This window comes from Planococcus beigongshangi, assembly GCF_016820495.1.
Taxonomy (GTDB): Bacteria; Bacillota; Bacilli; order Bacillales_A; family Planococcaceae; genus Planococcus; species Planococcus beigongshangi.
Genome location: NZ_JADHDU010000003.1, coordinates 106,121 through 131,472, shown reverse-complemented (window position 1 = coordinate 131,472; position 25,352 = coordinate 106,121). Strand labels below are relative to the sequence as shown.

The 25,352-nt window shown below is 49.0% G+C and carries 27 protein-coding genes and 1 pseudogene; 7 read left to right on the top strand and 21 right to left on the bottom strand.

The features are described from left to right. Position 1: 1 nt before the first annotated feature. Genes IQ294_RS07705 through IQ294_RS07690 form a run of 3 tightly spaced genes read right to left on the bottom strand, consistent with a single transcriptional unit; the run spans position 2 to position 2,531 of the window. Entirely contained in the window at positions 2 to 475 is a 474-nt protein-coding gene (locus tag IQ294_RS07705; protein WP_203333457.1) for a GNAT family N-acetyltransferase, read from the bottom strand. 16 nt (positions 476 to 491) lie between these two features. Then, positions 492 to 1,811: an alpha/beta hydrolase-fold protein gene (locus IQ294_RS16285; protein WP_238942708.1), complete on the bottom strand. Its 1,320-nt coding sequence runs from the start codon at positions 1,809 to 1,811 to the stop codon at positions 492 to 494. Positions 1,812 to 1,832: 21 nt separating this feature from the next. Then, entirely contained in the window at positions 1,833 to 2,531 is a 699-nt protein-coding gene (locus IQ294_RS07690; RefSeq protein ID WP_203333456.1) for a Type 1 glutamine amidotransferase-like domain-containing protein, read from the bottom strand. A 350-nt stretch (positions 2,532 to 2,881) separates the two neighbouring features. On the opposite strand from IQ294_RS07690, the gene IQ294_RS07685 reads away from it, so the two are divergent. The 4 genes from IQ294_RS07685 (at position 2,882) to IQ294_RS07670 (ending at position 6,108) form a co-directional block, all read left to right on the top strand. Next, complete coding sequence (locus tag IQ294_RS07685; protein WP_203333455.1) at positions 2,882 to 3,193, top strand: hypothetical protein; 312 nt, start codon at positions 2,882 to 2,884, stop codon at positions 3,191 to 3,193. 243 nt (positions 3,194 to 3,436) lie between these two features. After that, positions 3,437 to 3,955: a sigma-70 family RNA polymerase sigma factor gene (locus IQ294_RS07680; RefSeq protein ID WP_203333454.1), complete on the top strand. Its 519-nt coding sequence runs from the start codon at positions 3,437 to 3,439 to the stop codon at positions 3,953 to 3,955. Beyond that, positions 3,948 to 5,279 (top strand): DUF4179 domain-containing protein, encoded by a 1,332-nt coding sequence (locus tag IQ294_RS07675; RefSeq protein WP_203333453.1) that lies wholly within the window; start codon positions 3,948 to 3,950, stop codon positions 5,277 to 5,279. Before IQ294_RS07680 ends, IQ294_RS07675 begins: the two co-directional genes overlap by 8 nt. A 97-nt stretch (positions 5,280 to 5,376) precedes the next feature. Next, on the top strand, positions 5,377 to 6,108 hold the full coding sequence (locus tag IQ294_RS07670; RefSeq protein ID WP_203333452.1) for an SDR family oxidoreductase: 732 nt from the start codon (positions 5,377 to 5,379) through the stop codon (positions 6,106 to 6,108). A 333-nt stretch (positions 6,109 to 6,441) separates the two neighbouring features. On the opposite strand, the gene IQ294_RS07665 is transcribed toward IQ294_RS07670, so the two are convergent. From IQ294_RS07665 to IQ294_RS07590, 16 genes and pseudogenes are all read right to left on the bottom strand, one after another. Beyond that, positions 6,442 to 6,870 (bottom strand): DUF4064 domain-containing protein, encoded by a 429-nt coding sequence (locus IQ294_RS07665; protein ID WP_203333451.1) that lies wholly within the window; start codon positions 6,868 to 6,870, stop codon positions 6,442 to 6,444. Positions 6,871 to 6,907: 37 nt separating this feature from the next. Continuing rightward, positions 6,908 to 7,864 carry an ABC transporter permease gene (locus IQ294_RS07660; protein WP_203333450.1) on the bottom strand — a complete coding sequence of 319 codons (957 nt, stop codon included), beginning with the start codon at positions 7,862 to 7,864 and terminating at the stop codon, positions 6,908 to 6,910. After that, positions 7,857 to 8,777: an ABC transporter ATP-binding protein gene (locus tag IQ294_RS07655; protein ID WP_203333449.1), complete on the bottom strand. Its 921-nt coding sequence runs from the start codon at positions 8,775 to 8,777 to the stop codon at positions 7,857 to 7,859. The genes IQ294_RS07660 and IQ294_RS07655 overlap by 8 nt, the downstream gene beginning before the upstream one ends. A 200-nt stretch (positions 8,778 to 8,977) precedes the next feature. After that, the gene (locus IQ294_RS07650) at positions 8,978 to 9,391 is read right to left on the bottom strand and encodes an HIT family protein (RefSeq protein ID WP_203333448.1); all 414 of its coding nucleotides are present in this window, start codon (positions 9,389 to 9,391) and stop codon (positions 8,978 to 8,980) included. Positions 9,392 to 9,401: 10 nt separating this feature from the next. Next, entirely contained in the window at positions 9,402 to 10,013 is a 612-nt protein-coding gene (locus IQ294_RS07645; RefSeq protein ID WP_349291335.1) for a metallophosphoesterase family protein, read from the bottom strand. Between the two features lie 38 nt (positions 10,014 to 10,051). Further along, positions 10,052 to 10,684 (bottom strand): class I SAM-dependent methyltransferase, encoded by a 633-nt coding sequence (locus IQ294_RS07640; RefSeq protein ID WP_203333446.1) that lies wholly within the window; start codon positions 10,682 to 10,684, stop codon positions 10,052 to 10,054. A gap of 37 nt (positions 10,685 to 10,721) precedes the next feature. Next, complete coding sequence (locus IQ294_RS07635; RefSeq protein WP_203333445.1) at positions 10,722 to 11,567, bottom strand: hypothetical protein; 846 nt, start codon at positions 11,565 to 11,567, stop codon at positions 10,722 to 10,724. 18 nt (positions 11,568 to 11,585) lie between these two features. Next, a complete protein-coding gene (locus tag IQ294_RS07630; protein WP_203333444.1) occupies positions 11,586 to 12,062 on the bottom strand; it encodes an 8-oxo-dGTP diphosphatase in 477 nt (158 codons plus the stop codon). Next, positions 12,055 to 12,618, bottom strand: coding sequence for a GNAT family N-acetyltransferase (locus tag IQ294_RS07625; RefSeq protein ID WP_203333443.1), 564 nt, complete (start codon positions 12,616 to 12,618; stop codon positions 12,055 to 12,057). The genes IQ294_RS07630 and IQ294_RS07625 overlap by 8 nt, the downstream gene beginning before the upstream one ends. After that, positions 12,615 to 13,133, bottom strand: coding sequence for a GNAT family N-acetyltransferase (locus IQ294_RS07620; RefSeq protein WP_203333442.1), 519 nt, complete (start codon positions 13,131 to 13,133; stop codon positions 12,615 to 12,617). Before IQ294_RS07620 ends, IQ294_RS07625 begins: the two co-directional genes overlap by 4 nt. Before the next feature lie 12 nt (positions 13,134 to 13,145). After that, positions 13,146 to 13,724, bottom strand: a complete 579-nt coding sequence (locus IQ294_RS07615) for a nucleotidyltransferase family protein (RefSeq protein WP_432419952.1) — start codon at positions 13,722 to 13,724, stop codon at positions 13,146 to 13,148. A 108-nt stretch (positions 13,725 to 13,832) separates the two neighbouring features. Next, entirely contained in the window at positions 13,833 to 14,237 is a 405-nt protein-coding gene (locus IQ294_RS07610; protein WP_203333440.1) for a GNAT family N-acetyltransferase, read from the bottom strand. A 24-nt stretch (positions 14,238 to 14,261) separates the two neighbouring features. Next, positions 14,262 to 14,702: a DUF4181 domain-containing protein gene (locus IQ294_RS07605; protein WP_203333439.1), complete on the bottom strand. Its 441-nt coding sequence runs from the start codon at positions 14,700 to 14,702 to the stop codon at positions 14,262 to 14,264. 24 nt (positions 14,703 to 14,726) lie between these two features. Next, positions 14,727 to 16,382, bottom strand: a complete 1,656-nt coding sequence (locus IQ294_RS07600; RefSeq protein WP_203333438.1) for an FAD-binding dehydrogenase — start codon at positions 16,380 to 16,382, stop codon at positions 14,727 to 14,729. A 612-nt stretch (positions 16,383 to 16,994) separates the two neighbouring features. Then, a pseudogene (gntK, locus tag IQ294_RS07595) lies at positions 16,995 to 18,538 on the bottom strand (gluconokinase). Positions 18,539 to 18,612: 74 nt separating this feature from the next. Continuing rightward, positions 18,613 to 19,842: an MFS transporter gene (locus tag IQ294_RS07590; RefSeq protein ID WP_203333437.1), complete on the bottom strand. Its 1,230-nt coding sequence runs from the start codon at positions 19,840 to 19,842 to the stop codon at positions 18,613 to 18,615. Positions 19,843 to 20,280: 438 nt separating this feature from the next. Here IQ294_RS07590 and IQ294_RS07585 point away from each other — a divergent pair, with 438 nt between their 5' ends. Both IQ294_RS07585 and IQ294_RS07580 read left to right on the top strand, forming a co-directional pair. Next, positions 20,281 to 21,516, top strand: coding sequence for a dicarboxylate/amino acid:cation symporter (locus IQ294_RS07585; RefSeq protein ID WP_203333436.1), 1,236 nt, complete (start codon positions 20,281 to 20,283; stop codon positions 21,514 to 21,516). Between the two features lie 69 nt (positions 21,517 to 21,585). Next, complete coding sequence (locus tag IQ294_RS07580) at positions 21,586 to 22,425, top strand: aldo/keto reductase (RefSeq protein WP_203333435.1); 840 nt, start codon at positions 21,586 to 21,588, stop codon at positions 22,423 to 22,425. 404 nt (positions 22,426 to 22,829) lie between these two features. On the opposite strand, the gene IQ294_RS07575 is transcribed toward IQ294_RS07580, so the two are convergent. Next, positions 22,830 to 23,402, bottom strand: coding sequence for a GNAT family N-acetyltransferase (locus IQ294_RS07575; RefSeq protein ID WP_203333434.1), 573 nt, complete (start codon positions 23,400 to 23,402; stop codon positions 22,830 to 22,832). 91 nt (positions 23,403 to 23,493) lie between these two features. Between IQ294_RS07575 and IQ294_RS07570 the strand changes: the two genes are divergently transcribed. Next, positions 23,494 to 24,090 carry a histidine phosphatase family protein gene (locus tag IQ294_RS07570; RefSeq protein WP_203333433.1) on the top strand — a complete coding sequence of 199 codons (597 nt, stop codon included), beginning with the start codon at positions 23,494 to 23,496 and terminating at the stop codon, positions 24,088 to 24,090. Positions 24,091 to 24,144: 54 nt separating this feature from the next. Here the strand turns inward: IQ294_RS07570 and IQ294_RS07565 are convergent, their stop codons facing one another. After that, a complete protein-coding gene (locus IQ294_RS07565; protein WP_203333883.1) occupies positions 24,145 to 24,975 on the bottom strand; it encodes a PP2C family serine/threonine-protein phosphatase in 831 nt (276 codons plus the stop codon). Positions 24,976 to 25,352: the final 377 nt, after the last annotated feature.

Below are 25,352 nucleotides of genomic sequence, written 5' to 3'. Positions count from 1 at the left end.
CTCATTTGTTTCTCTCCATCGTCTGAAATACGGCAAAGTCGGTCTTGAATTCTTTGAATTTGATGAAACCGAATTTTTCATAAAGGCGGATTGCGCGTTTATTGAATGTGGCGACAGTCAGCCGAAGCGGTGAATCCGGATGCTTCCGGACGATTTCCTCCTGAACGAAAGCAAAAAATTCACTTCCTTTACCCTGCCCGGTTTCTGCAGGCCGTATCCCTAGACCGAAGTCGATGGATCCTTCCGGGTAAATGCCCAGCAGCCTCCCAGCAGGAACCTGCGCTGAATTGCCGGTGCAATAAAAGCCGAATAGATCTCCTGTTTCGGTCCGGACCGCGTGGTATGTGCCTTCCAGCATTTCGCTCATTGATTCGTCGTCCAATTCGTTGTTATAGAAGTCGTAAGGGTAAGGATAGCGCCACTCGAGTATTTCCGTGGCGGCTTTTTTGGTCATGGGCTGGGATGTGAAATTCATGTGCGCACCTTCTTTTTTAGTCCTGTTTCAATAAGAGTCTTCTGTGTTCGCTTGCTTCATCAATCAATAAAAATTGATCGGTTTCAAGTAAGCGATTAATGCGATTCGCTTCTTTCCAGGCAAGCTGGTACAGTTCTTCCGAAATAACTCCTGCTGAAAGAGCTGCTTCAAGTTCGTCTGCATCTTTTTGAAGAATCTTCCCGTTCGGCAGCAGGACAATATCAAGATACAAATCGTCCATCCATGGACGGCCGTTTTCGTTGCCATTCCTTAAGCAAATATCAATATACCATTGGACAATTTCGCCATTTCCATCAAATACCGTAGTCATTGAGAAATGCTCATTCTCCGGAAAATGCTGGAGCCAGCTATAGCCATTGTCTACAATGCATACAGTCAGATCCAGATATTCAAAAACAAGGGGTTCCTTCACTTTCTGCATGGTCAATAAAGTGACATCTCCCATAAAGTTTTTATCGGTTATCTTCATCTGTCGAAACTCTTTCTTAAGTAACCTGCTCCAGCTCGCGCGATCCCCGTATTTCCGTTTCAGTTTCTCTGCACTTCCTTCCTTATCCAAAAACGAAGCCAGCTCCGGAACTCTTTTTTGAAAGAAACGGTAATGATGTTCATTTCTTTCAAGCACTTTAAAACTGGCATCAGAAACTTTTTGTTTCACAATGTTAAAAATCGATTTATTCGATGCCAGAAATTCTTTACTGATCAACGTCCCTTGACCCGCCTCATCCGTTCCGCAATCCATATAAAAACTTTTGATCCCGCTCAAATCTGCGGATTCAACCAATTTCTCCATCTCTTCCTGATTCGCATAAAAAGCGCTGGACAACAAAATCAGATCTTTAAAAACACCCGGGTACTTGCAGGCAGTATAGAGTGCGATCTGGCCACCCATCGAAATTCCGGCCATCGCCGCTGCATCTTTTTGTATGCGATATTTCCGGTCAATCAGAGGTTTCAACTCTTCCACAACGAAACTGCTGTAAGCTTCTCCTTTTCCACCGAAAGACAGAGTGTCATCCGATAATAATTTTCGGCTGAATTCATTATTTGGCCATGGGCAATATTCATTTTTCCGTTCCAGACTGTTTTGGTCGATCCCCACCACAATGATCTCCAACTTATTTTCGTCCAGATACTTTTCCAGCTGAAGGGAAAGCCCGCCTATTGCCTCTTTGTCGTTAAAGACGTTTTGGCCGTCATGCATATAAAGGACAGGAAAACTCTTTTCCTTCTCCTGATAATCGGCCGGCATATAAACACGAATAAGTCGTTCATTGCCTAATCTGGTGGAGTAAACCGAGAATATATCAAGCATAGATTTTCTTCCTTCCATATTTCAACGCTTACTTTCATTTCCTAGATAATAGGTCTCCAATTCCTCTTCGCTCCCCGGCGACACAAAGTATCCTTTTGCATCAGGCCGCGAGCTGACGATCCTCTTCATTTCACCGTCAATATAATGAATAGCGGCGCCATCGTCGGCAGCGATTCCCGGCTTCAGGATGCCTTCATCCACCAGTTTCCGGTACGTTGGTCGCCTGTCCGCTTCGCCGTCGTAATGCGGGCAATTGCTGCCTTTTAGAAAACCAAGCGCTTTCAACGGCTCCAACTCGTCCCCGTATGAATCCGTCACGCCTTCTGCGAACCAGCAGATCGAACCCGCGCTGATACCGGCCAGCACGATTCCCTGATCGAGTGCTTTTCTCAGGATCTCATCAAGTCCCCACTCCCTCCACAGCGCAAGCAGGTTTTTCGTGTTGCCGCCTCCCACGTAGATGATGTCTTTGTCGAGCACGTAACTTTCCAGATCCCTTACCGGCGGCTTGAATAAAGCCAGATGGCTCGGTTCGCAATTTTGCTCGTTGAAAAAACTGTAGAAATTATCGATCATGCTTTGCGCGTCTCCGCTTGCCGTGCCGATATAACAGATTTTCGGTCGTTCTTTTTCTGACTGTTGCAGTATGTAACGGTCGAGCAGCGGATTTTCCGGTTCCATCAGGAAACCGCCGCCGCCCATGGCGATGATTTGCTTCATAAGGGTTCGCTCCTTCGTTTTCAGTTGATTTTTGTTGTTATTTTGCGGGTTGGGCGTATTTTGGGGGAAGTTGGGCATATTTCGGCTAAAGTTGGGCATATCCGACTCGAAGTTGGGCATATATGAACCAAAGTTGGGGATAAATTGAAAACGCCTTCCAATTGCAATCTCTTGCTTGAGTAAATCGCTTTGTATAGGTAAATATTACCGTTCAAACTGCTCTATTACAATGAAATTCGGAACATTTTGACTTGACCAACTTTATTCGTTCCTATTTTCTGGCAGCTGGGGTAAAATGAATTTATTAAAGTGTCATTGTGGGTTCTAAGACAAATTCAGGGGGAATGCCGGTGGATGTCGACACAGTTCTGAATTGGTACATTTTCTTGCTGGTTGCCGTAGCTGTCCTTTGCATGGTGCTGGCCTGGTTTGTCACTCGAATTTCCGAGAATCTTTTGATCGGTTTCGTCAGTATCTTCATCGCCAGCCTGCTCAGCCTGATACTGATTTTCGGCTGGTTCCAATCCATGACTATTGATGCCGCGGAGGAGAATATCCACTGGATTTTCAGCTACGGCCTGGTGCTTCTCCTTTACCCGATTTACTTGTTCATGAATTGGTTCATTTTAAAAAGGGCCCGGGGTGTCCGGGCTGAAGATTAACATTCTCCCTGGCCAGGTGCCGGGATTTTTTTATTTCTTTGTCTAGACTCCAGTGCCTGGCTCTTCGTAACATAAGCCGGCTCAGCTATGCGGTAAAGATCGCCGCGCCGCTATTCCGTCTTATGCCTTTCAGAGCTGAACAGGCACTTTCGCTTTTCTATCCAATAAAATATTTTATTTCTTATGAACTTTTTCGGCTTTACCGTGTCTAATGTGTAACTAGAGAGAAATGGGGTGTTGGCTGTGGATGAAATCGAAGTCGCCCGAAAAGCGGCGGGAGGCGACGAAGAGGCCTTTGTCGCGTTGATGCAATTACATAAAGAAGCTCTGCTGCGGACGGCTTTGGCTTTCCTGAAAAACGAGCATGATGCGCTCGAGGCTTTGCAGGAAACGACGTACCGGGCATATAAGAAAATCGGTTCCTTGAAAGAGCCTTCCTACGCGAAAACCTGGCTGATCCGCATCATGATCAATTACTGCCAGGACCAATTGAAGAAAGACAAACGTTACGTGAGAGATGGAAAGTCTGCAGAAACAGCCGTTTTGGATGACCAGACACAGTTTGAGCTGCAGGAAGCGCTGAGCACACTTTCGCCTGCAGAACAGCAATTGATCTACATGAAATATTTCCAGGACGTCAAAATAAAAGACATTGCCGCGCTTGAGCAGATTCCGGAAGGCACCGTAAAATCCCGGCTCCATAAGACTTTGCGGACATTGCGTAGCCATTTTGAAGGCAAAGGAGAGATGGACCATGTATGAAAAAGAAGAACAGAAATTGACTGATTTCAAAGACCGCCTGGAACAGATCCCTTTGCCGTTGGAAGCAGCGGACGGCGCGATTCTGCAGGGATTGGAACGAGCCAAACGAGAGAAACTGAAAACGCGCGCCAATCGGAAACGGACGCTTTGGAGCTTGGCGGCAGCGGCTTTGATCATTCTCACTCTGGTGACATCAATCCGCGTATCCCCTGCTTTCGCCAATGCGGTGGCGTCGATTCCGGGGATGGAGAAGTTTGTGGAGCTGATTCAGTTTGATAAAGGGCTGGAAGGCATTTTCGAAAATGAATATTATCAGCCAATCGGCGAATCGCAGACAGTCGGCAATGCGACTTTGACGATTGACGGGGTCATTTTGGATGAGTCGGGGATGAACATTTTTTATAAAATCGAGTCTGCCGTGGATATGGAGGATATTGTGATCGATACGCCGGTATTGGAGAATGAGCAGGAAGTACCTGAAGGCAGTATTTCTTACAACCATCCAATTACAGAAGAAGATTCACCGAAAATCTATTCCGATATTCTGGGATTCACTTTCCAGGAACCAGTAAGATTTGAAAATCTTGATTTTACCCTTGATTTAAAAGTTACACTGGACGGCAGCGATTTTGATTTCTCCGTGCCATTTACAGTTCCTGAAAATGTGAAGCCAAGTGTTGTTTATGAACTGGACGAAGAAGTCGAAGTGGAAGGACAGAAATTCATCGTTGAAGAAGTGACTGTCTACCCGCAGCGAGTCGGAATCCGAATTTCATTCGACCCGGACAATTCGAAAAAAATATTGCAGTTTGAAGATATCCGACTGGAAGATGAAAATGGTGAGGCCTGGAGTTCCATTGCAAATGGGATTTCCGCTCATGGCACTGTTGATGATGGAGAAGTCATTTATTATCTGCAAAGCAATTATTTTGAAGCACCAAAAGAGCTCTATCTGCGCATCAACAGAATGCAGGCGGTGGATGTAGAAGATTCATATCTCCTTGTGGATACGGATAAGAATTTATTGCTCCACAGTCCGAAAGACGGCAGGCTGGAACTGATTAAATCCAGCCGCACCGGATTTGATATGATTCTGACAAGAGATGAAGAGCCTGATCATTCGTACGGACTTGACTTGAGAGTTACAGATGCCAATGGCCAAGATATGGATATGCAGTATTCTGGAATATCTTCAGGCTATGAAGGCAAGCAGGAAATCAGCATCGGTTTCGATGATAACGGCTATACCAACCCGGTGCGAGTCGACCTGGCCGCCTACCCCAACTACATCAACGGCGACGTTAAAATTGAATTGAAAAAATAACAGCGTTACACTTATGGGCAGGGACTGCGTAAAAGCTCCCTGCCTCTTTTATTTGAATAAAATAAAATTCAACGCATAGAAATGGAGTGGATGGATGATGGGCAAAACAGCAATCATTACCGGTGCCAGCAGCGGCATCGGACAGGCAGCAGCAAAAGAATTGGCTGGCCGCGGATTTTCCGTCATGCTGGCGGCGCGGCGGGAAGAACGCCTTGTCGAATTGAAGAAGGAAATCGAATCAGCCGGCGGACAAGCGGCCTACAAAGTGACGGACGTTACGTCAGCCGAAGAAATGAAAGCACTGGCGGAGGCGGCAATCGAGCAGTTTGGCCAAATCGATGTCATGCTCAATAATGCAGGCTTAATGCCGCTGTCGTTCATGAATAAACTGAAGATCGACGAATGGGACCGCATGGTGGACGTCAACATCAAAGGCGTATTGTATGGCATCGCGGCGGTGCTTCCGCATATGGAAGAGCGCGGCGAAGGTCATATCATCAATATCTCATCCGTAGCCGGACACGACGTGACCCCGGGCAGCGCCATCTACAGCGGAACGAAATTCGCGGTTCGTGCGATAACGGAAGGCCTGCGTCAGGAACTGGATCCTGCGAAGAATATCCGCGCTACCATCGTGTCACCGGGTGCGGTTACGACGGAACTTACCGAAACGATTACGGATGAAGATATTTTGTCGGCGTTCTCAAACGGCCCATCGATGGAATTCCTTCAGGCGGAAGATATCGCACGCGCCATTGCATACGCAGTGGAGCAGCCGACGCATGTCGATGTGAATGAAATATTGATCCGTCCGAGACAACAGAAGTAATTTGTGGCAAGCCCTCTGGAATTTTAAATTCCAGGGGGGCTTTTTTGCTGAACGCGCATAAGTGACAGCTAATCGCGCGTATTAATTTTTAATCGCGCGTATTTTTTTCTAACCGCGCATAAGATTTTTTAATCGCGCATATTTTTTTCTAATCGCGCATAAAACTTTTTAATCGTCCACATTTTCGATTAATCGCCCATATCTTCTTTTAATCGCACGCAAGCTACCCGTACCAACCAAAATTCCGCCTCACCACTCTAACTCGACCACTCACCAACCCCAAAACAAAAAAAGGAAGCTTTTCGCTGAGCGAAAAGCCTCCTGTTTCAAGAATTACATTTCAAGTGTCGTCTTCGGCTTGCGGACAAGAGCCATGATGCCGGCAATCAGATAGAAGAGACCGGCGATGACGCCGACGCCTGTTGTGACGACGGAGACGATGATTGCAACCGCGATAAAGATGATTCCTGCGATAAGCGGCTTTTTATTGCCTTTCAGTAAAATCATTGAAACGATTCCCAGAACGATCGCAGCAACGGCTGAGGCAATCAGTACCCATCCGCCTGCACTCAGCAAGTCCATCATCAATTCAAACTCTTCCATTGAAAAGTCCGTGCTTGGATCGCCTGTTCCAGTTGTCAATTCGGTTTCAATAAGATCTCTATTGTCTTTCATCCAGAGCATGAAGGCGCCGATTCCCGCCATAAATGCATACCCGAGTGCTCCAATAATTCCTAATACGATTTCTGCTGTGCGTTTCATTCTTTATTCCTCCTAATTTTTCATTCAAACTGATCATTTAATTTCCTGCAACGTCCCGTTTTGTGAAAGCTGCCCACGCGGCCGCCATGAAGATGACAAAATAGACCGCCAGCACGATGATGGAAAACGTCAACGACATTCCCGGGATCGGGGGCTCCATGCCGTTCATGTATTGTTTCAGATTCGTGTTCGCGAACAGGATGTATTTCGACCATTCATATTGCGACAGGAAAGCGACGATGGCATTGCCTGCCATCATGAGGAAGATCGCCAGGCCGATAGCCATTCCGCTGCTGCGGAAAATCGCGGAAATCATGAAAGCGAAAGTGGCCATCATGACCAGTGTCACCAGGCCAAAGCCGTATGATTTCACAATTTCACCCAATACGTCATTCTGCACATAGCCAGGCATCATATCCTGTACGACCATCGGGTTCAAACCGTTCAGACCGAACAGGATTGCACCGACTATCCATGAAGAAGCCAATAGGAACACCAACAACGTAAAGGCGAAAATAAGGACGGATACATATTTGGACAATAAAATCTTGGATCTTGAAATCGGACGGATCAGCAATAATTTGATCGTGTCCCATTTGAATTCGTTCGAGATGATGCCGGCTGCCACGATGATCGTAAACAGACTGATCACCGACGTCAGGAAGCTGTTTTCAAGCACATATTCCCAGCCGTCATAGGGCAGCGGCTTGATGTTATTTTCCAGATGGTAATTATTTTCTGCAATGACCATTTCGTTGACGAAGCCTGCAAACTCATCATTTTCCATCTCAGCAGTCAATTCTTCATTTTCTGCCTGCAGTTCCGTCTGCCAGTCGTCGCCGTATTCTTTGAAATCCGACTCGGTTCCAAAGAATTTCGTGATCAGTCCGCCGCCGAGCGCAAGTGCCAACAGCACAGCGAACATGACCCATGTCCCTTTTTTGGCATATAGTTTGATCTGTTCATTCCAGATAAGATTCATGAAATTACTCAATGGTATTCTCTCCAATCAGGTCAAAGAATTTATCTTCCAGCGTCGCCTGCAGAACGCGCACGCCGTAGATGCTGATGCCCTGCTCCATCAAGCTTTTCAGGATATGCGGAATCTCTTCACGTTTGACCGACATGGAAAGTTCCTTGCCGCCGACCCCGATTTCATTGTCCAGATGGGTATCGAGATACGCTTTCGCCGTCTCCATCGGTTCGACTTCGATATAGACTTCTTTCAGTCCTTCTTTGTTCTCGGCAGTTTTCACTTCTTCGATGGCAATCAACTCGCCATTCTTGATGACGCCGATCCGGTCGCACATCAATTCGATTTCCGTCAATAAATGGCTTGAGACGATAACCGCCACATTCTCTTTTTCCGCCAGATTGCGTATGTATTTCCGGATTTCACGGATACCTGATGGATCGAGACCGTTTGTCGGTTCATCGAGTATCAAAATTGATGGCCCGTGAAGGAGTGCCTGCGCAATTCCAAGGCGCTGGCGCATACCAAGTGAATAACGGCCGGCTTTTTCATGTATCGCTTTTTCCAGCCCTACCAGAGAAACCACTTCTTTGATCCGCTCATCTGTTACGCCCTCTACCATCCGCGCGTATTGCTTCAGGTTCTTCCAGCCGCTCAGGAACGGATACATTTCCGGGTTCTCCACAATTGCGCCCACGTGCTGGATCGCACCTTTGAAATCCGTTTTGATGCTTTTTCCTTCGATCAGGACATCGCCTTCCGTAATATCGATCAATCCGACCATCATCCGGATGGTTGTCGTTTTCCCTGCTCCGTTCGGCCCCAGGAATCCGAATACTTCTCCCGCCCGGATTTCAAAATCGAGCCCTTTGATAATCGGCTTATTGCCGATCGTCTTTTTTAAATTCACCAACTGCATTGCCGGCTTCGACATCGTGTGCACCTCCGTGTTTTGCTCTTCTATTCTTTTACGGGCCAAGATGAAGAAAGTTCCCATTAATAGTAATTATTTTCTAAATTTATATATCAAAATAGTTTCCGCTTATCTATTGGTTTAGTAATTGCCGGATTGAACGAATAAAAATACATCCCCTGAAAAGGAGATGTGGTTGAGAAGTGTCCAAGTTATTGACATCATTCAGGTTTTTGCTGCGGCCGTTTGTTCTCCGGTTTCTTAATCCAATGCCTCAAGCCTTTTCCGGCGTATGGCTCGTCGCTGTAACGCGGAATGATGTGGAAATGGCTGTGCAGAATGGATTGATTGGAAGCTTCGCCGACATTCCAGCCAAGCGTGAAGCCGTCCGGCGCATGTTTTTCTTTCAGGTAGCTCTGTGCCAGCTGCATGAGTTCGTATGTATCCGCCCATTCTTCCCGCGTCAGTTCGAATGTATTTTCACGATGGATTTTCGGAATGATGATGCCGGACCCTTCCAATACGCCCTGGTGGCGGTCATGCTGCAGAAAATAGCACGTATCATTTTCAAATACGACATGCTGCTCCGGATCATCCCTGAAATCACAGTATGGGCAATTCTGTTTGGCGTCCATTCACTTCCCCCTAATCTTGTCTAGATAAAGCATCCAATTGGCCGCCGTGAAAAATGCGCAGGATGAAGTCCCGCTCCGGCACCTGAAGTTTATCGTATGCTTCGAGAAATTCTCTATTGTTGTATGCCACCTGTTTTATCTCCACTTCCAAGCCTTCATCTTTTGCTTCGACGACGGCATAAGGGGCTTCAGGTTTATGGCTGCAGCCGAGCGCGCCGGGATTCAGGTAAATCGTCCGGTCGTTATGGAAAAAATGCTGCGGATGATGATGCCCGAAACAAATCAGGCGATCGCTGTGGGCGCTGAACATTTTTTCTGCATTCATTAATCCCGGTTCGACAATCTGCGAAAACGGATCTTCGCTGATCGGAGCTTCCGCTTTATGCTCTTCGATATGATAATGGGTGAACAGGACGCGGTGTCCGTTGAATTCATCCCGGATCACCCTCGGCAATGTTTTCAGTTTATCAATAAAAGCCGGATCCATATTGTCCGCAATCCATTGATGATGCGCCAGCACATGCAGATGGCTTTTCGGATAATCCCGGCCAAGGGCCAGCGCCAGCACAGCTTCTAGAGCCCTTGCATTGCCGTGTACATCCGTAATCACTGCAAATTTCACGTCTGAATTCCTCCAGTTTTTATATTCCATTTATAGCATCATGATAATTTCGACAAAATGATCACGCCGCCGCAATGCGACACCGGATGGAATTCACTGCGGCACAATCCGGCAACCGATTTTTCGAATTCATCATAAGCAAAATAAAACTCGTCTTCGTCCCAGTAAGCGATACTGTCCAATCGGCATTTTGCCAGATCTTCTCGCGTACGGAATGCGATGTCGCCGATATAGATCTTGCCATCCGGCTTCAAACGTGCCAGTAAATTTTCAATAAATACCGTTTTCTCCGCATCTGTCAGATGATGCAGCGCGTATGTACTGATGATCGAATCGTAGCTGCTGTCGGCGATCGCCTCCGGCAGGCCATTAGTAATATCCCATTGGAGCAGCCGCGCTTCCGGCATTTTTTCCTGAGCGATCGCAATCATTTCTTCGGAAAAATCAATGCCGTCGACCGAGTGGCCATGTTCATATAATTTAGCCGACAGGACGCCTGTACCGAACCCGATATCCAGAATAGCGGATCCCTCTTTCTGCATCGCTTCATTGAAAATCCCTTTCAGTATTTCTTTATAACCCGCAAACGGATACTCGTTGTTTTCTTCGCTCAATTGAACCGTGCGGTCGTAATCGTTTGCCCATAAATCAAAGCCTTGTTTGTTTAACATCTTTTTTCCTCCAGTATGTTCAATTCCGTATAATTGCTTATTCTTCTTCAAGCCATTTCTCAGCAGATTGCAAAAAATCCTTTTCACGCCAGCACAGCACCGTCTTCATTTCCCCCAGCTCTTCCATCCTGCTCTGAACAAAATCATTTCCCAGGAAATAGGCCAGCCGGTCATAGCCGAAACGCTTGCCGCCGGTGATGGAAAACCATTCCTTAAACAGTTCCACGGTACTTAGATTCCGGTAATCTTCTGCAAATGCCCGCTTTATTTCCCCAGCATTCCGTTCAGCGAATCGGAGCCATTCTTCTCCTTCGCCGTTAAACGAGTAATAGACGGATTCCGCCAATCCGACAGCTGTTTTTCTTGAGAAATGTGTCGCGATTCCTTCCTGGTACAGCCAGTTCAGCGGATGCGTCCAATTGACTCGGGACCAGTCGGTTTCTGCTCTGTCCGAAATGATATGATGTGCCGCATGGCCGAATTCATGGGCTGCGATGACGCGCAGGTGGTCGGGTTCCGGTGACAGCCGTTCAAGGGCGAAGCTGATGGTCGGGATAATTTCCCGGTATGTATAAGCGTTGGAGCCGAATCCGCCGACGAGCAGATTGACGTCGATCGGAAAAGTGATGCCGTAGAGCCGTTCATATGCTGTAGCTGTTTCTTCTATTAAAGAAGGCAGTCTCCACCTGGCCGCTTCGATCGCTTCCATCACGGCTGGATATTTGCTGATCGACTGCTGATGGCGCTCTTCCGTGTCTTTGCAATGGCAGGCGAAATACACCGCGAAAATTTCCGGATATTCACTGTAATAGGTTCTGAGGGAATTGAGGGTCCCATCATAGTTTTCAAGAAAATAACTTGCTGTGTCGACGATTTTCATCATTTGACCGCCCGCTCCCGTCTATAGTTTTCTGACCGATTCCTGCAGCGCTTTTTCCTGCACACCGTCCCACCGTTTATGTACTTCAAACGTGCCTTCTTCAAAGAATAAAGGGAATCGCTCCCGGAACCAGTCCTGCATCGGCAAGTCCAGCGCCCCTTCAATCGGCACCCATTTCAATTTTCCTTCCGGCGGATCTTCGAGCAGCTCCCCTTCAAATTCCTCGGCCACATAATTGAATACCATATAGCGCAAATTATCGCTCAGGTCCGTGAATTCATCCAAACCCTTATAAACCAGTTTGGTGACGGTCAATCCCGTTTCTTCCTTCACTTCCCGGATAGCGCCTTCCGCGATCGACTCCGGATAATCCACTTTCCCGCCGGCTCCGATGAAACCTGGAAACCCTTTTTCAGGCGGCCGTTCAATGAGCAGCACCTTGCCCTCTTGAACCACGAGGCACATCGTCATTAATGTGACGTTCGATCCTTCAGCCATTCCCATCTGCCCCCATCTCTTTCCATTCCGGCTCAAGCAGCGAGAAAATCAGGGCATCATGCGATTTTCCGCGCTGATACAGATAACCGCGCAACTTTCCTTCTTCTTTAAAACCTAGTTTTTTCAGCATGCCGCTCGACGCTTCATTGGCCGGATAGGTCACGGCGCCCATCCGGTAAAGTGCCAATTCCGTAAATGCATACCTCAGCACTTCCAACACCGCCTCCTTTGCCAGCCCTTTCCGCCAGTAAGCAGGATGCAATTCGTAGCCGATTTCCGATTTTTTCGATCCCACATTCAAATTATTAAGACCGATTGTGCCAATGAATTCTCCACTTCCCTTCAATTGAAGCCCCCAGCGGAAACTCCGCTGTGATTCAAATCCGAACTGGAAAGCTTGGATCATTTTTTCGGCAATGAGCCGGTCTTCGATGCTGTCCATTCCATAATACCGGGTGACTTCATCCCTCGACAGAATATCAAAGAGGGCATCGGTATGTTCCGGTCCGATTTGAACCAGCTGGAGCCTCGGCGTTTCCAATACGGGAAATTTCATAGTGATTCCTCCTTCTGTATTGCGTAAACACAGGCGACTTTGCCCGACACCAGGCTGTTTTTCTCCAATGTCATCCCGCTTTTTTCAGCGACACGCTGCGATGCTTTATTGTCCGGATGGATCAATGAAATCAGCCGGTCTTTCCGGAGATGGCCGAAGCTGTAATCCCGGAGTGCGTGCGCCGCTTCGGTGGCATAGCCCTGTGACCACCAGTCCCTCGCGATCCAGTAGCCGATTTCCCATTCTTCAATGCCATCCACTTTTTGCGGCACAATCCCAGCATGCCCGATAGGCTGGCCGTCACTTTTTCGCTCGATCAGCAACAGGCCAGTCCCTGGATGCTCCTTATATCCCTGATAAATCCAATAAAGAAAGCGGAGCGCGCCATCCTTGTCCCGTGTCTCCCCGTTCCCGATAAATTTCATCATTTCAGGATCTGCCGTCATCGCCACCAGAAACTTGAAATCCGAATCTCTGTACCGGCGCAGCTCTAACCGTTCTGTTACGATTCTCATAGATGCCCCCTTTTACGCCATTCCCTGTAGTGGCACAATTTCCACTTTCGGCCACTTTTGCGTCCATTGCTTGGTCAGCAGGCGTTGTTCGTAGACGTTCATCAGCCGCGCATCTTTTCTGAATGCCGGAGTCGGGCGTATCCGCATTGTCAGTAAGTCGGTCAATCCGTGTGGTGCTGCCAATTCCATTTCGCTGCACCCATTCAATCTCAACCCGAGCGCTGTAGCCGTTTCCGGGAATTGTGAAATTGCATCCACCGAAGATTTATAGGGAGGCAGATCATTGACTTCATGCATTCGTGCCTGATTCTTGACTGACCAGGGGAGTCCTGGAAATGCCCGGTTTAATCGGCGTTCATATCCTTTCTCTTGTGCTTCCTTACAATTTTCTTCATCAAAATAAATAACATCAATATCGCCTAAAGCCGTTCGGGTGCTGTATCCGTGCAGCACATCCCAGATTTTTGAACGGACGAAACCTGCACACACCCACCAATCAGGCAATTCCAACTCCGCTGCAGCCTGCAGCACCTCCAGCATCCACTCATCTTCTGCTATAGTTTTTACTATTTCCTGTTCATTTTTCATCATGCATCTCCAAGTTCAAAAGAATTATTCCCTTTCCTGTTGGACTTCTTTTATTCACGAATCAAACAAAATCCTGTCAAAAGAACAAAAAGATGTTCCACGTGAAACACTTTATTCACCGTATGTTTTACGAAAACCGTAAAATGCACGAAATCTTTTTGCTTCATAATACGAATGGGACGTACTGCTCGCCAGCAGCTCCATGCGCGTATCAGGATACATCTCGTGTAGATGATTCATCAATCTACTGCCGATTCCGCTGCCCCGATTATCTTTTTCAATCAGTAATTCGCAAATATAAAGCGTCACAGAACCATCCGTCAGCGCCCGCACACACCCTACCAACCGCCCGTCCTGCTCTGCCACCAGCGCCGCATTAGACCCTTGCCATGCAGCTTTCGTCTGATCCTGCTTTTCGGCCAGGTTGCTCCAGCCTTCCTGCCCGTTCAATTTATGTATGGCAGGAAAATCCTTGTCTTCGTATGGCCGAATGAAAACCTCTTGCTGCTTTTTCATATTATGTTTCCGCCTTCCCTGTCTTTAGAATATAGAAAAATCCGGAAACAGAAAGCTGCCGAGGCTCAGAGTGAACAGGACGACCAAAGGAAATTCGAATAGCGTGACAAGATATTCCCTCGGGTTCTCTGCATACTTCTTTTCCATATAGATCCGGTAAAAAATTCCGATCAATGCGAAGATGGCAACAGCGTACAATGGATATAAACCGCTTTTGCCGTAACCATAAAACGCGGCTGCAGCAACACCCGCAGCACTCACCAGATTCAGGCGGAATTCCACTTTTTTGTGCCTGTCATTGACGTAATTCGCTTTTAGAAAATGTCGTTTTTCAATACCCAACACCTTTCGCAGAAACAGGTTGACGAGAAACAGGATCACGAACATGCCGCCAATAAACAGGATTAATTTTACGCCTAAATCATCCTGTATCGCGGGAGCGGTATGATAATCCGTACCAGACATTGAAACCCTCCTTATGAATTGATATCAGCCACTGAATTCAGCAGCTGCCCGTCCTGCCACCCTGCCGGAAAACAGGCAGCCACCGAGGAAAGTGCCTTCAAGTGAGCGGTAACCATGTACCCCACCGCCTCCAAAACCAGCGACTTCGCCTGCTGCATATAAACCGGGAATCGGCTGGCCGGCGTCATTCAATACGCGGGCCGACAGATCCGTCTGCAAGCCGCCGAGCGTTTTGCGGCTGACGATATTCAGGCGCACTGCGATGAGCGGCCCATTTTTCGGTTCCAGTATTTTATGCGGCGAAGCCACCCGGATCAGCCGGTCTCCCCTGTAATTGCGGGCACCCCGGAGCGCTGTCACCTGGAGATCTTTCGTGAATTTATTGTCCAGCTGACGGTCACGCGCAATGATCTGGCGTTCGATTTCTGCAACATCCAGCAGATTCTCACCCGTCAATTTATTCATGTCGGCCACCAGATCCTGCAAATTATCAGCGACAATAAAATCTTCGCCTTTGTCCATGAATGCCTGGACTGGTGCCGTAGCACCTTTTTTTACACGCGACAGCACCTGCGGAATGCTTTTTCCGGTGAGATCCGGATTTTGTTCGGAGCCGGATAACGCGAATTCCTTTTCAATGATTTTTTGCGTCAGGATGAACCATGAATAGTCATAGCCTGTTTTTTGAATCGTTTCGAGTGTGCCGAGTGTATCGAAGCCTGGAAAATTCGGTGCTGGAAAACGTTTCCCTGTCGCATCGAACCACATCGAAGACGGGCCCGGGAGGATCCGGATGCCGTGCCGGCTCCATATCGGATTCCAGTTTTTGATGCCTTCGGTGTAATGCCACATCCGGTCCCGGTTGACGAGACGCCCACCCGCCTGTTCGGTGATCGCGAGCATGCGGCCATCGACATGTTCCGGTACACCCGACAGCATATTCTCCGGCGCCGTGCCGAGACGATCTGGCCAATTTTTTCGGATCAGGCCATGATTGCCGCCGATGCCGCCGCTTGTGACGACGACTGCATTTGCCCTGTAGGTAAATGTCCCGATTGCATTGCGCGAACTCGCTTCACCTCTCGGGGCATCACTCGGTTCCAGAATCGATCCGTGAATGCCCTGAACTGTCCCATTTTCCGATATTAGCCCGTTAACCTGATGGCGCGGCAGATATTCGACGCGGCCATTTTTCATGTGCTCCCGGATACGGCGTTCGAACGGTTCGACAATTGCAGGACCCGTCCCCCACACAATGTGGAAACGCGGAACGGAGTTGCCATGACCTTCAGCGAGATAGCCGCCCCGTTCTGCCCAGCCGACGACCGGAAAGAATTTGACGCCCATCGCTGCTAGCCACTCCCGCTTTTCACCTGCCGCGAAATCGACATAAGCCCGCGCCCATTTTGCGCCCCAATAATCTTCGTCACCCAGGCGGTCGAAACCTGCTGCCCCTAGCCAGTCCTGCCAGGCGAGCTCTTTGGAATCCTTGATCCCCATGCGTCGCTGCTCCGGCGAATCGATCAGAAACAATCCGCCGAATGACCACCAGGCCTGGCCGCCGAAATTCGTCTCCGGTTCCTGGTCGACCAGCAGCACTTTTCTTCCGGCATCGGCAAGTTCCGCTGTCGCTGTCAGCCCTGCCAGTCCCGCCCCCACTACGATCACGTCGAACTCCATCCATACTTCCCCCTTGGTGATGCTGTTTCTATAAGTAATCGTATCATTTTGAGCTGGTAAATTATAGTTAATAATTGCAGTTTTCAGACAATAAAAGTAGGGATGAATTTTTAGGAAATAAAGATAGTGTGGAAGAGCAATAGCGAGAGGAAATATTATCCATAATTATTTTTATATCTTCTTTATGATTTGTTCCGCCGAAGAAATTTCGCTGAACGCACACAAAACGATGCTAATCGCTCGCAAATAATTTTAATCGCTCGCATTTCGATTTAATCGCTCGCAAATCTTTCTAATCGCTCGCATTTTATTTTAATCGCACGCAAATCTGTTTAGACAGGCGATGAAACACTCACAAAAATAATTAAAGAAAATATTTCCAGCCAATGACCTTCCATAAACTAGCCTCCTCCACTAAATTCCCTTCTCTCGAACCCCTCAATATGAAAAAAACTCCGCTTCCGCGGAGGTTCCCTCACAAACTTTGGATATTTTTCGCACGGCGCAAAATATCCGTTTTTCATTCCGTCGATTTCTGGTTCCTTCTATATAAATAGGCTTCGTTCTCCTGCTCAACGGCCCATCTATCCGCCGCATCGGATTTCATTCGCATCAATCCAGATGCTTGCGCTGGAACTCGGCGATGCTTTCATATTCATCAGACAAGAGACGCGGCAGTCGAATGAAGATCGGCAGCAGTTCGTTATAGATTTCGTTGGACGCCGGATCGGGCTTATGAATATGTGTGGGGCCAATCATGTCTCCGGCGATGCTGAAGTCGTCGATTTCACCGAGCGCATACATGCCGAGAACGGCCGCGCCGAGACAGGAACTTCGAAGCTTTCCGGTACGGTGACCGGTTGGCCGAAGACGTCCGCCAACAGCTGGCGCAGCATTTCAGAGCGGGCAAAGCCGCCGGAAGCTTTGATGAGTGTGGGTTCGCCGGTCACTTCCTCGACGGCGAGCGCCACGGTATATAAATTGAATACGATGCCCTCAATCACCGCGCGGATCATATGCTGCTTTTCATGATGGATGCTAAGGCCGAAGAACGACCCGCGGGCATTGGAATCCCAAATTGGCGCGCGTTCACCCGTCAGATATGGATGGAAAATCAAACCGTCGGAACCGGGATTGACGGTCGAGGCGATTTTCGTCAGCACGTCATACGGATTGGTGCCCAGGCGTTTCGCCGTTTCGACTTCCGCCGCCGCGAATTCGTCGAGCAGCCAGCGGAGAATGATGCCGCCATTATTGACCGCTCCGCCGATGATCCAGTGGTCGGCAGTCAATGCGTAACAAAACGTTCGCCCTTTCGGATCGGTTTTCGGCATCGGTGAAACGGTGCGCACTGCCCCGCTCGTTCCGATTGTCACGGCAGCGACACCTGGACCGATTGCGCCGAGTCCGATGTTTGCCAGTGCGCCGTCACTTGCGCCGATGATGAACGGCACGTCTTTCGGAATGCCCATGAATGCGGCATGATCAGCAGCAAGTCCCTTCAATTGGTGCGTCGTCGGCACCAGTTTCGGCAATTGGCCGGCATGGATGCCTGCGACTTCGAGCGCCCCGCTGTCCCAGTCGAGATTTTTGAAATTGAACAGGCCAGTAGACGAAGCGATCGAATGGTCGACGACGAACTCGCCGAAAAATTTATGGAAGATGAAACTTTTGATATCCGCGAACATTGCCGTCTCTCCAAAAATTTCCGCTTTGTCTTCTTTCAGCCAGACGATTTTTGCCAAGGGGGACATCGCATGGACCGGCGTGCCGGTTCGCAGGTAGATTGCGTGTCCATCCAATTCTTCTTTGATGCGCGTGGCGTGTTTTGCCGCGCGCGAATCCGCCCAGGTGATGGCTTGGCTCAACAGCTCACCTTCCGCTCCGACAGCGATCAGGCTGTGAATTGCCGAGCTGAAAGACACTAGCTTCAGTGAGGCCGGATCGATGGCGCTTTTGCGCATCGTCTCGCGGACAGTTCCGAGGACGGCGCGGAAAATCACTTCCGGATCCTGTTCTGCCGCCTGTGCCGAAGGTGTGTGCAGCGGATAATGGATTGAAGCCGATGCCCCGATGTTTCCTGTTTTATCGAATAAAACCGCTTTTGTTGAAGTCGTTCCGATATCCACACCAAGGTAGTACGCTGGTTCGGCCATGAAATCCCTCTTTTCTTATTGAGGTTTTCTCCCGGAATCGAAAATCATATTTTTATCATTATATCAGATTGATTCTATAGCGTTTTAAAAGAAGTGTCCCCCGCTAAGATCCGGTCCTTCCGCATATAAACGCACATCGTGATGCTGACAGCCAACATCATAAGTGAACCGCCTACAATCACCGGCCGGATTGCCGTAAATTCTGCAGCCAAGCCGAAGCTTGCCGTGAGTATAATGACAAAAATGGCTTCGATCAACCCGTAAATACTGGAAATCCTGCCCATCGTGGCGACGGGCAAAGATTCCTGGTAAAAAGTCTGAAAACCGGTATTGGCAAAAGCGAGCGCAAAGGCGAGCACAAAGAATCCGGTGGCCGCGCTCCAAAAATCGGTCGAAAAAGTGTAGATGAGATAACCTGCCGAAACGGCTGTGGTGCCGCCGCCCAGTAAGAACGAAACAGTCAGCCGGTTTCCGAAGCCAGCTGCCGCGAGCGACCCAGCGCCGATTCCTGCGCCGGCGACACTGACGAGAAAGCCGTATTGCTGTTCGGTGAGGCCGAGCACGAGGATCGAAAAAGATGCTTCGAGTGAATCCAATGCGGCAGCAAGCACCATGAATGCGCCGAATGCCAGATAAACTATGGCAATGGTGCTGTTATTGCGGCTAAAGCGAATGACATCGACCCAATCATTTCGGATTAACGCCAGATTCAACGTTTCGACATCATCCGCGTTTTTATTGGCTTCCAAATTCGGCAATATCGCAGTCAGCAGAGCCGCGATGAACAGCGCGGCTGAATTGATGCAGAGCGCGAAATCCGCATTTCCGAGGGTCAGCAGGATTCCCGCAATTGCGGGGCCGACAAGAAAAGCACCTGAATCAGCGAGACCGCGAAAAGCATTGAAACGCTGGCGCTGCGAAGGTTTCAGCAGCATCGTCACGTAGACCATCGACGCCGGTGTGAACATTGAAGCACCGATGCCGAGGACAAAGACGACTGTGTAAATAAGCGCAAGAGAATCGACAAACGGCAGGGAGAGTACGAGTGCGGCGCGCGCCACATCAAGAACAATCAGCAGTTTCCGCTTGTTCAGCCGGTCGATCAGGCTGCCGGCCCAGAAGTTCGTAAAAATGGCAGCGAGCGGCACCGTCATATACAGACCGGCTACCGCAAATGCCGAACCGTCCGCCATCGTCAGTACCTTCAGATTCAAGGCGATCAGGTAGATCCAGGCACCGATATTCGAAATGCCGATCGCCGCCAGTAAAATCAGCGGATGCTTCCAATCAGAGAATTTTGCCATCAAAAAACCGCCTCCAAGACAAGTTGTCTTGGAGGCGGTTTCGATTCGCGGTGCCACTCCAGTTCATCGCCATGTCACCATGCCGATCTCATTAAGTACGGCAGATCCAGCCTGCTTATACTTTTGCCCGGTAACGGGAGCTCCCGGCACACCACCACCGCATTTGCGGTTCCGGCGTGCTGCTCGGAGATTTGCTTCGGCAATCCGCCTTCCCCCTTTTCCAGCTGCCAGGGGTCTCTTGTGAAAGGTCGGGATATGCGTACTCTTCTCTTCAGCGCATTTGGTTTTCATTAGGATAACATTGGGCACTATAAGTGTATAGGATTTTTTTGAGCAAGGATTTTGACAGACGTTTCCAGTTCCTCTATCGTAATGATTGATTCCCAAGTAATTTTATACGAATTAAGTTATTTCCCAATAATATTTAGGAGGCCGCATATGAAAGCTTTATGGAGAACTTATCTGGATACATCATTAATTGTCAAAATCACGATTGCACTGATTCTTGGTGTGGCGGTCGGCCTGATTTTCCGGGAAGATGCGGCGGTTCTGGCACCGCTCGGAGATTTATTGCTGAGCCTGCTGACTTTCCTGATCATTCCGCTGATCCTTTTTACCCTGATGGTCGGGATCAATCAAAGCCGGCTCACTGACCTCGGCCGCATGGGCGGAAAAGTTTTCCTCTATTACGTGTTGAGTTCCGCGTTCGCCATCATCGTCGGCCTTACTGTAGCCAGCCTGTTCCAACCGGGCACCGGTATGACGCTGCAGGGGAATGAAACATTTGACGTTCCTGAAAATCCCGGCATCATCAATGTGCTGCTGGGTATTGTGCCGTCGAATATTTTTACGGCCTTTGCGGAATTGAATCTGCTTGGCATCATCTTCACAGCTTTCGCGTTCGGTTTGGCGATTGCCTATATGCGGGGGTCGTCGGAGCACGGGGACCTGGGGGAGCACATCTATAAAACCGTCAACGCATTGAATGAAGCAACAATTATTATATTGAAAGTGATTCTGCAATTTGTTCCGATCGGTATTTTCGCCATCGTTGCGGAAGTGGTCGGCAGCCAGGGCCTCAATACGCTGAGGGAACTTGGTGAAATGGTTCTTGTGCTTTACGTAGCCCTTGCCGTGCAGATTGTACTGTATACCCTGGTGCTGATTTTATTCAAAATTAAACCCGGTTTCTTCTTCCGCCACGCACGGACACCGATGCTGACGGCTTTCGTTACGCAGAGCAGCTCGGGGACTTTGCCGCTGACGCTGAATGCAGCGCGGGGTCTCGGCTTGTCGAAAAGCCTTTACGGTTTCAGCCTGCCGCTCGGCGCGACCGTCAACATGGACGGGGCAGCCATCCGCATCGCCGTGTCTGCCGTATTTGCCGCAAACCTGACGGGTAATCCCCTGTCATTGGCAGATATGCTGATGGTCGTATTGGTTGGTACACTGGCGTCAATTGGAACGGCCGGCGTGCCGGGTGCTGGCATCGTCATGATCGCCACTGTTTTCGTGCAGCTCGGCCTGCCGATGGAAGCCGTCGCGCTATTGACGGCGATTGACGCACTGGTCGGCATGGGCGCTACAATGCTGAATGTGACGGGCGACCTTGTCGGAACCACTGTCATCGATAAAACGGAACAGAAACGGGATGCCGCAAAAGCGAAAGCGTGACACCGTTCTTTATTGGAACAGCGGGTCTAGTGAAAAACGGAAATTTAGAGATTCGGAGGTCTTCATCCAATGAAAAATTTAAGTTCAGCAGCTGTTTTGCATAATGGAGTGGAAATGCCGTGGTTCGGCCTCGGCACTTCAGGCATCAAAGAAGGCGGAGAACCGGCAGAATGCGTTCGCATGGCTATCGTCAATGGCTATAGAAGCATCGATACGGCTGCGCTGTATGCCAATGAAACCGGTATCGGGCAGGGAATCCGCGAGGCGCTGGAGGAAACGGGGCTGGCGCGCGAAGAGCTTTTCATCACGTCGAAAGTCTGGAACTCAGATCTGGGCTATGAATCGGCGCTTGCCGCTTTTGAGACGAGCCTTGAAAAATTGGGACTCGACTATCTCGATTTATATATGGTCCATTGGCCGGTAAAAGGAAAATACAAAGACGCCTGGCGCGCGCTCGAGAAATTGTATAACGATGGCCGCGTCAAAGCGATCGGCGTCTGCAATTTCCAGGTTCATCATCTGGAAGATTTGCTTCAGGATGCAGAAATCGTGCCCATGGTGAATCAGGTCGAATACCATCCGCTGCTCACGCAGACCGAGCTCCATGACTACTGCAAATCGCATAAGATCCAGCTCGAAGCGTGGTCGCCGCTCATGAAAGGCGGGCTGCTCGATCATCCCGTCATCGAAGAAATCGCGATGAAAACGGAGAAAACATCGGCTCAGGTGATTTTGCGCTGGGATCTTCAGAACGGCGTCGTCACCATTCCAAAATCCAAAAACGAATTCCGCATCATCCAGAATTCCCAGATCTTCGATTTTGAATTGACCGATGATGACATGGCGCGCATTTCCACGTTGAACGAGAACCGCCGCAGCGGTGCGGATCCGGATAATTTTGATTTTTGATCTTTATGATGCGAAAAGCCATCTTTCTTGCACCGTTAACGGTGGGAAAGATGGCTTTTCTGCAATCTATGGCATGATTATGGCTGATTACAGGCGAAAATCGTCTTTTTTTCTGTTTCAATGAATGATTTGCCGTTTGCTTCTCACTTATTTAGATTATATCGGCGTTCGGAAAATTATATCGGCGTTCAAAAATTTTTATCGGCGCTCAGGAGATTATATCGGCGTTCGGCATTATTAAGGAAAATCCACGTGGTTTCATCCGCATCAATCAATCCAAAGTGTCGAAAAATCGAAACCGGTGCTCGTCTGAAGCACGGACGCTATCAGAATAATCGCGATGAACAGGAAGACTTCCACAAAAGCACCCGCCTTATAAACGGAATGACAGCGATTTTACCCCATTACTGCCGCGAATAAAATTCATCTTTCAACACCGCATACATCGCCAGATCGACAAACTTCCCCTTGATAATCATATGCTTGCGCGATACCCCTTCCCGGATCATGCCGAGTTTTTCGGCGACGCGCTGCGATTGTTTATTGTCCAGCATGATCGGCGCTTCGACTTTGATGAGGTTCATTTCCTTAAAGCCGAAATCGATCAGCGTCTCCGCCGCTTCAAGCATCAGTCCCTGTCCCCAATAATGATGGGACAGCGTATAGCCCACTTCCGCACGCTGCCGCTTCTGCAGCCAGCTGACGAAATCGATGGTGCCGATCATCTTGTTTTCTCTCTTCAACTCGATGGCCCAAGTCAGCTTTTTGCTTTCTTCATACCCTTTAAGGATAAGACCGATGAACTCTCTCGTATCGTCAGTTTTCTGGTGCGCCTGCCAGGGCATGAAGCGTGATACCACCAGCTCGGATGCGTATTCGAACATGTCAGCGGCATCCGCCAATTCGAGCTTTCGCAATAGTAAACGCTCACTTTCAATGGTTGGCAATTGGCTGTAAATTGTAGGCGTTTCATTCATATGTATTCCTCCCTGTCCTATTTTGGTGGTGCACAAACGAAGCAATTCCGTTATTCTGAAATAAGAAATATCGGCAAAGGAGTTGGATGGGATGACCACAATCGGTCTTGTCAGACATGGAATCACCGAATGGAATGAGCTTGGAATCGTACAGGGCAGCAGCAATATCCCATTGAATAAAACCGGGCGTGAGCAGGCTGCCGCCTTGTCCGAACGGCTGGCGGCCGAAGAGGGATGGGACCTGATCATCGCAAGCGACCTGGAACGCGCCAAGGAAACGGCTGAAATCATCGGCGCTAGACTCGGCATCCCCATCAGCCATTTTGATGCGCGCCTGCGCGAAATGAACGGCGGCGCAATCGAAGGCACGACGGAAGATGAACGTGTGAAAAAATGGGGTGCCGGCTGGCGCTCGCTCGACCTTGGGATGGAAACGCGTGAAGCGGTGGCCGGACGAGGTGCCGCCGCCCTGCAGGATATCGTGAGAGATTATCCAGGCAAACGTGTCCTTGCCGTCAGCCACGGCGGCTTGATCGGATTGACGCTCCAGTCGCTGTTGCCGGACCAATTCACGAGAACCCTGCTCAACAATACATCGATCACGATTTTGAAAAATGCCGAAGATGCGTGGCAATGCCCGCTCTTTAACTGCACGCGTCACTTGGACGGCAAAGTCTTCGCACAATAAAATCGGTCTTGGCCTGGTTGTTTTCAACCAGGCTTTTTATTTCCTGTTAATCTGTCAGCCTTGACTATCCTCTAACGTTACAGTTTGCTGATTGCTTGCGTACAGCGGTTTTTCTGCAACATCCACCGTCCAGGAAATTAAAGTGACACTGTCGCGCACCCCTTTTTGCTGTACAGATCCAAGCATTTCCTGGATACCTGTTTCTTCACTGATGCCGTCGAACTGATCATAGATATTTGCCGGATCTGCATAAGGTTCGCCCGGGCATTCCGTTAAGCCATCCGTTGCCAGCAGGATCCGGTTGCGCCCTTGGCGAAGTTCACGCAAACCGCTGCTGAAGCTCGGCACCGGCTGGGCAAAACTGTTATTGCGTCCGATCCACTCGTAAAAATGACGCTGGTTCAACTGATATTGCCCCATCGCTGCAAGTTCCGGATGAAACAAATAGAGCAGGCAATCGCCGACTGAGAACCAATACAGGTGCTTGCCTTTTCGGATCGTGATTAAACATGCGGTTTCACCTTGAATCTCCCGGCACGTCGCGAGGAAATCCTTTTGCCGGAAGATCCGCAGCAGCAATGCCTCGAGGCTCTGAAAAAATTCAAAGCTGACGTCCATCGAAAGGAACGATCTGATCTCTTCTTGGTGCGCAAGAAATTGCTCCATGACCACTTCGGCACTCTCCGCTGTATCATGCGCATCCATGATCATCGCCAATTCCCAGTCCTCTTCGGGATTCGCCCATGCTAGACAGGCATCCTCGTTCTTCGTCTGCCCGGCCGAAGAATTGCCGCCGAACCGGCCGATCGCCATCTTCTGCATCTTCCATACGTCCGGCTGATCCACAAAATGCTCCTCGCTGCCTACCCAGTCAAACTCCTCCATCAACCCCACATCCCCTTTTTAATATTCTTACAATTATAGAACATCTGTCAGCGACTGGAAAACTTTTTCGGGATTTATTTGAATAAAATCGGTGCGGATGGAGCGTTTTTGAGATTGAGGTGCGGAAATCGGCTCGCGAGGTGCGGTCAGTAATTATTCAAAGATAAAATCTAAAAAAGTGGGCAAAACATTTAAATATATTCCAAAATTTTCTTTTTAGTTGCGCGATTTCATAATTTAATTGCGGTTATCAGCCATTTAGTTGCGGTCAAACCCAATTTAGTTGCGGTCACCCAAAATTCAAGCCCCTGATTTGAAAAAGCCGCCACTGTCGCGGCGGCTCCCTCAAAGACTGGAGTTTTTCGCACAGCGAAAAA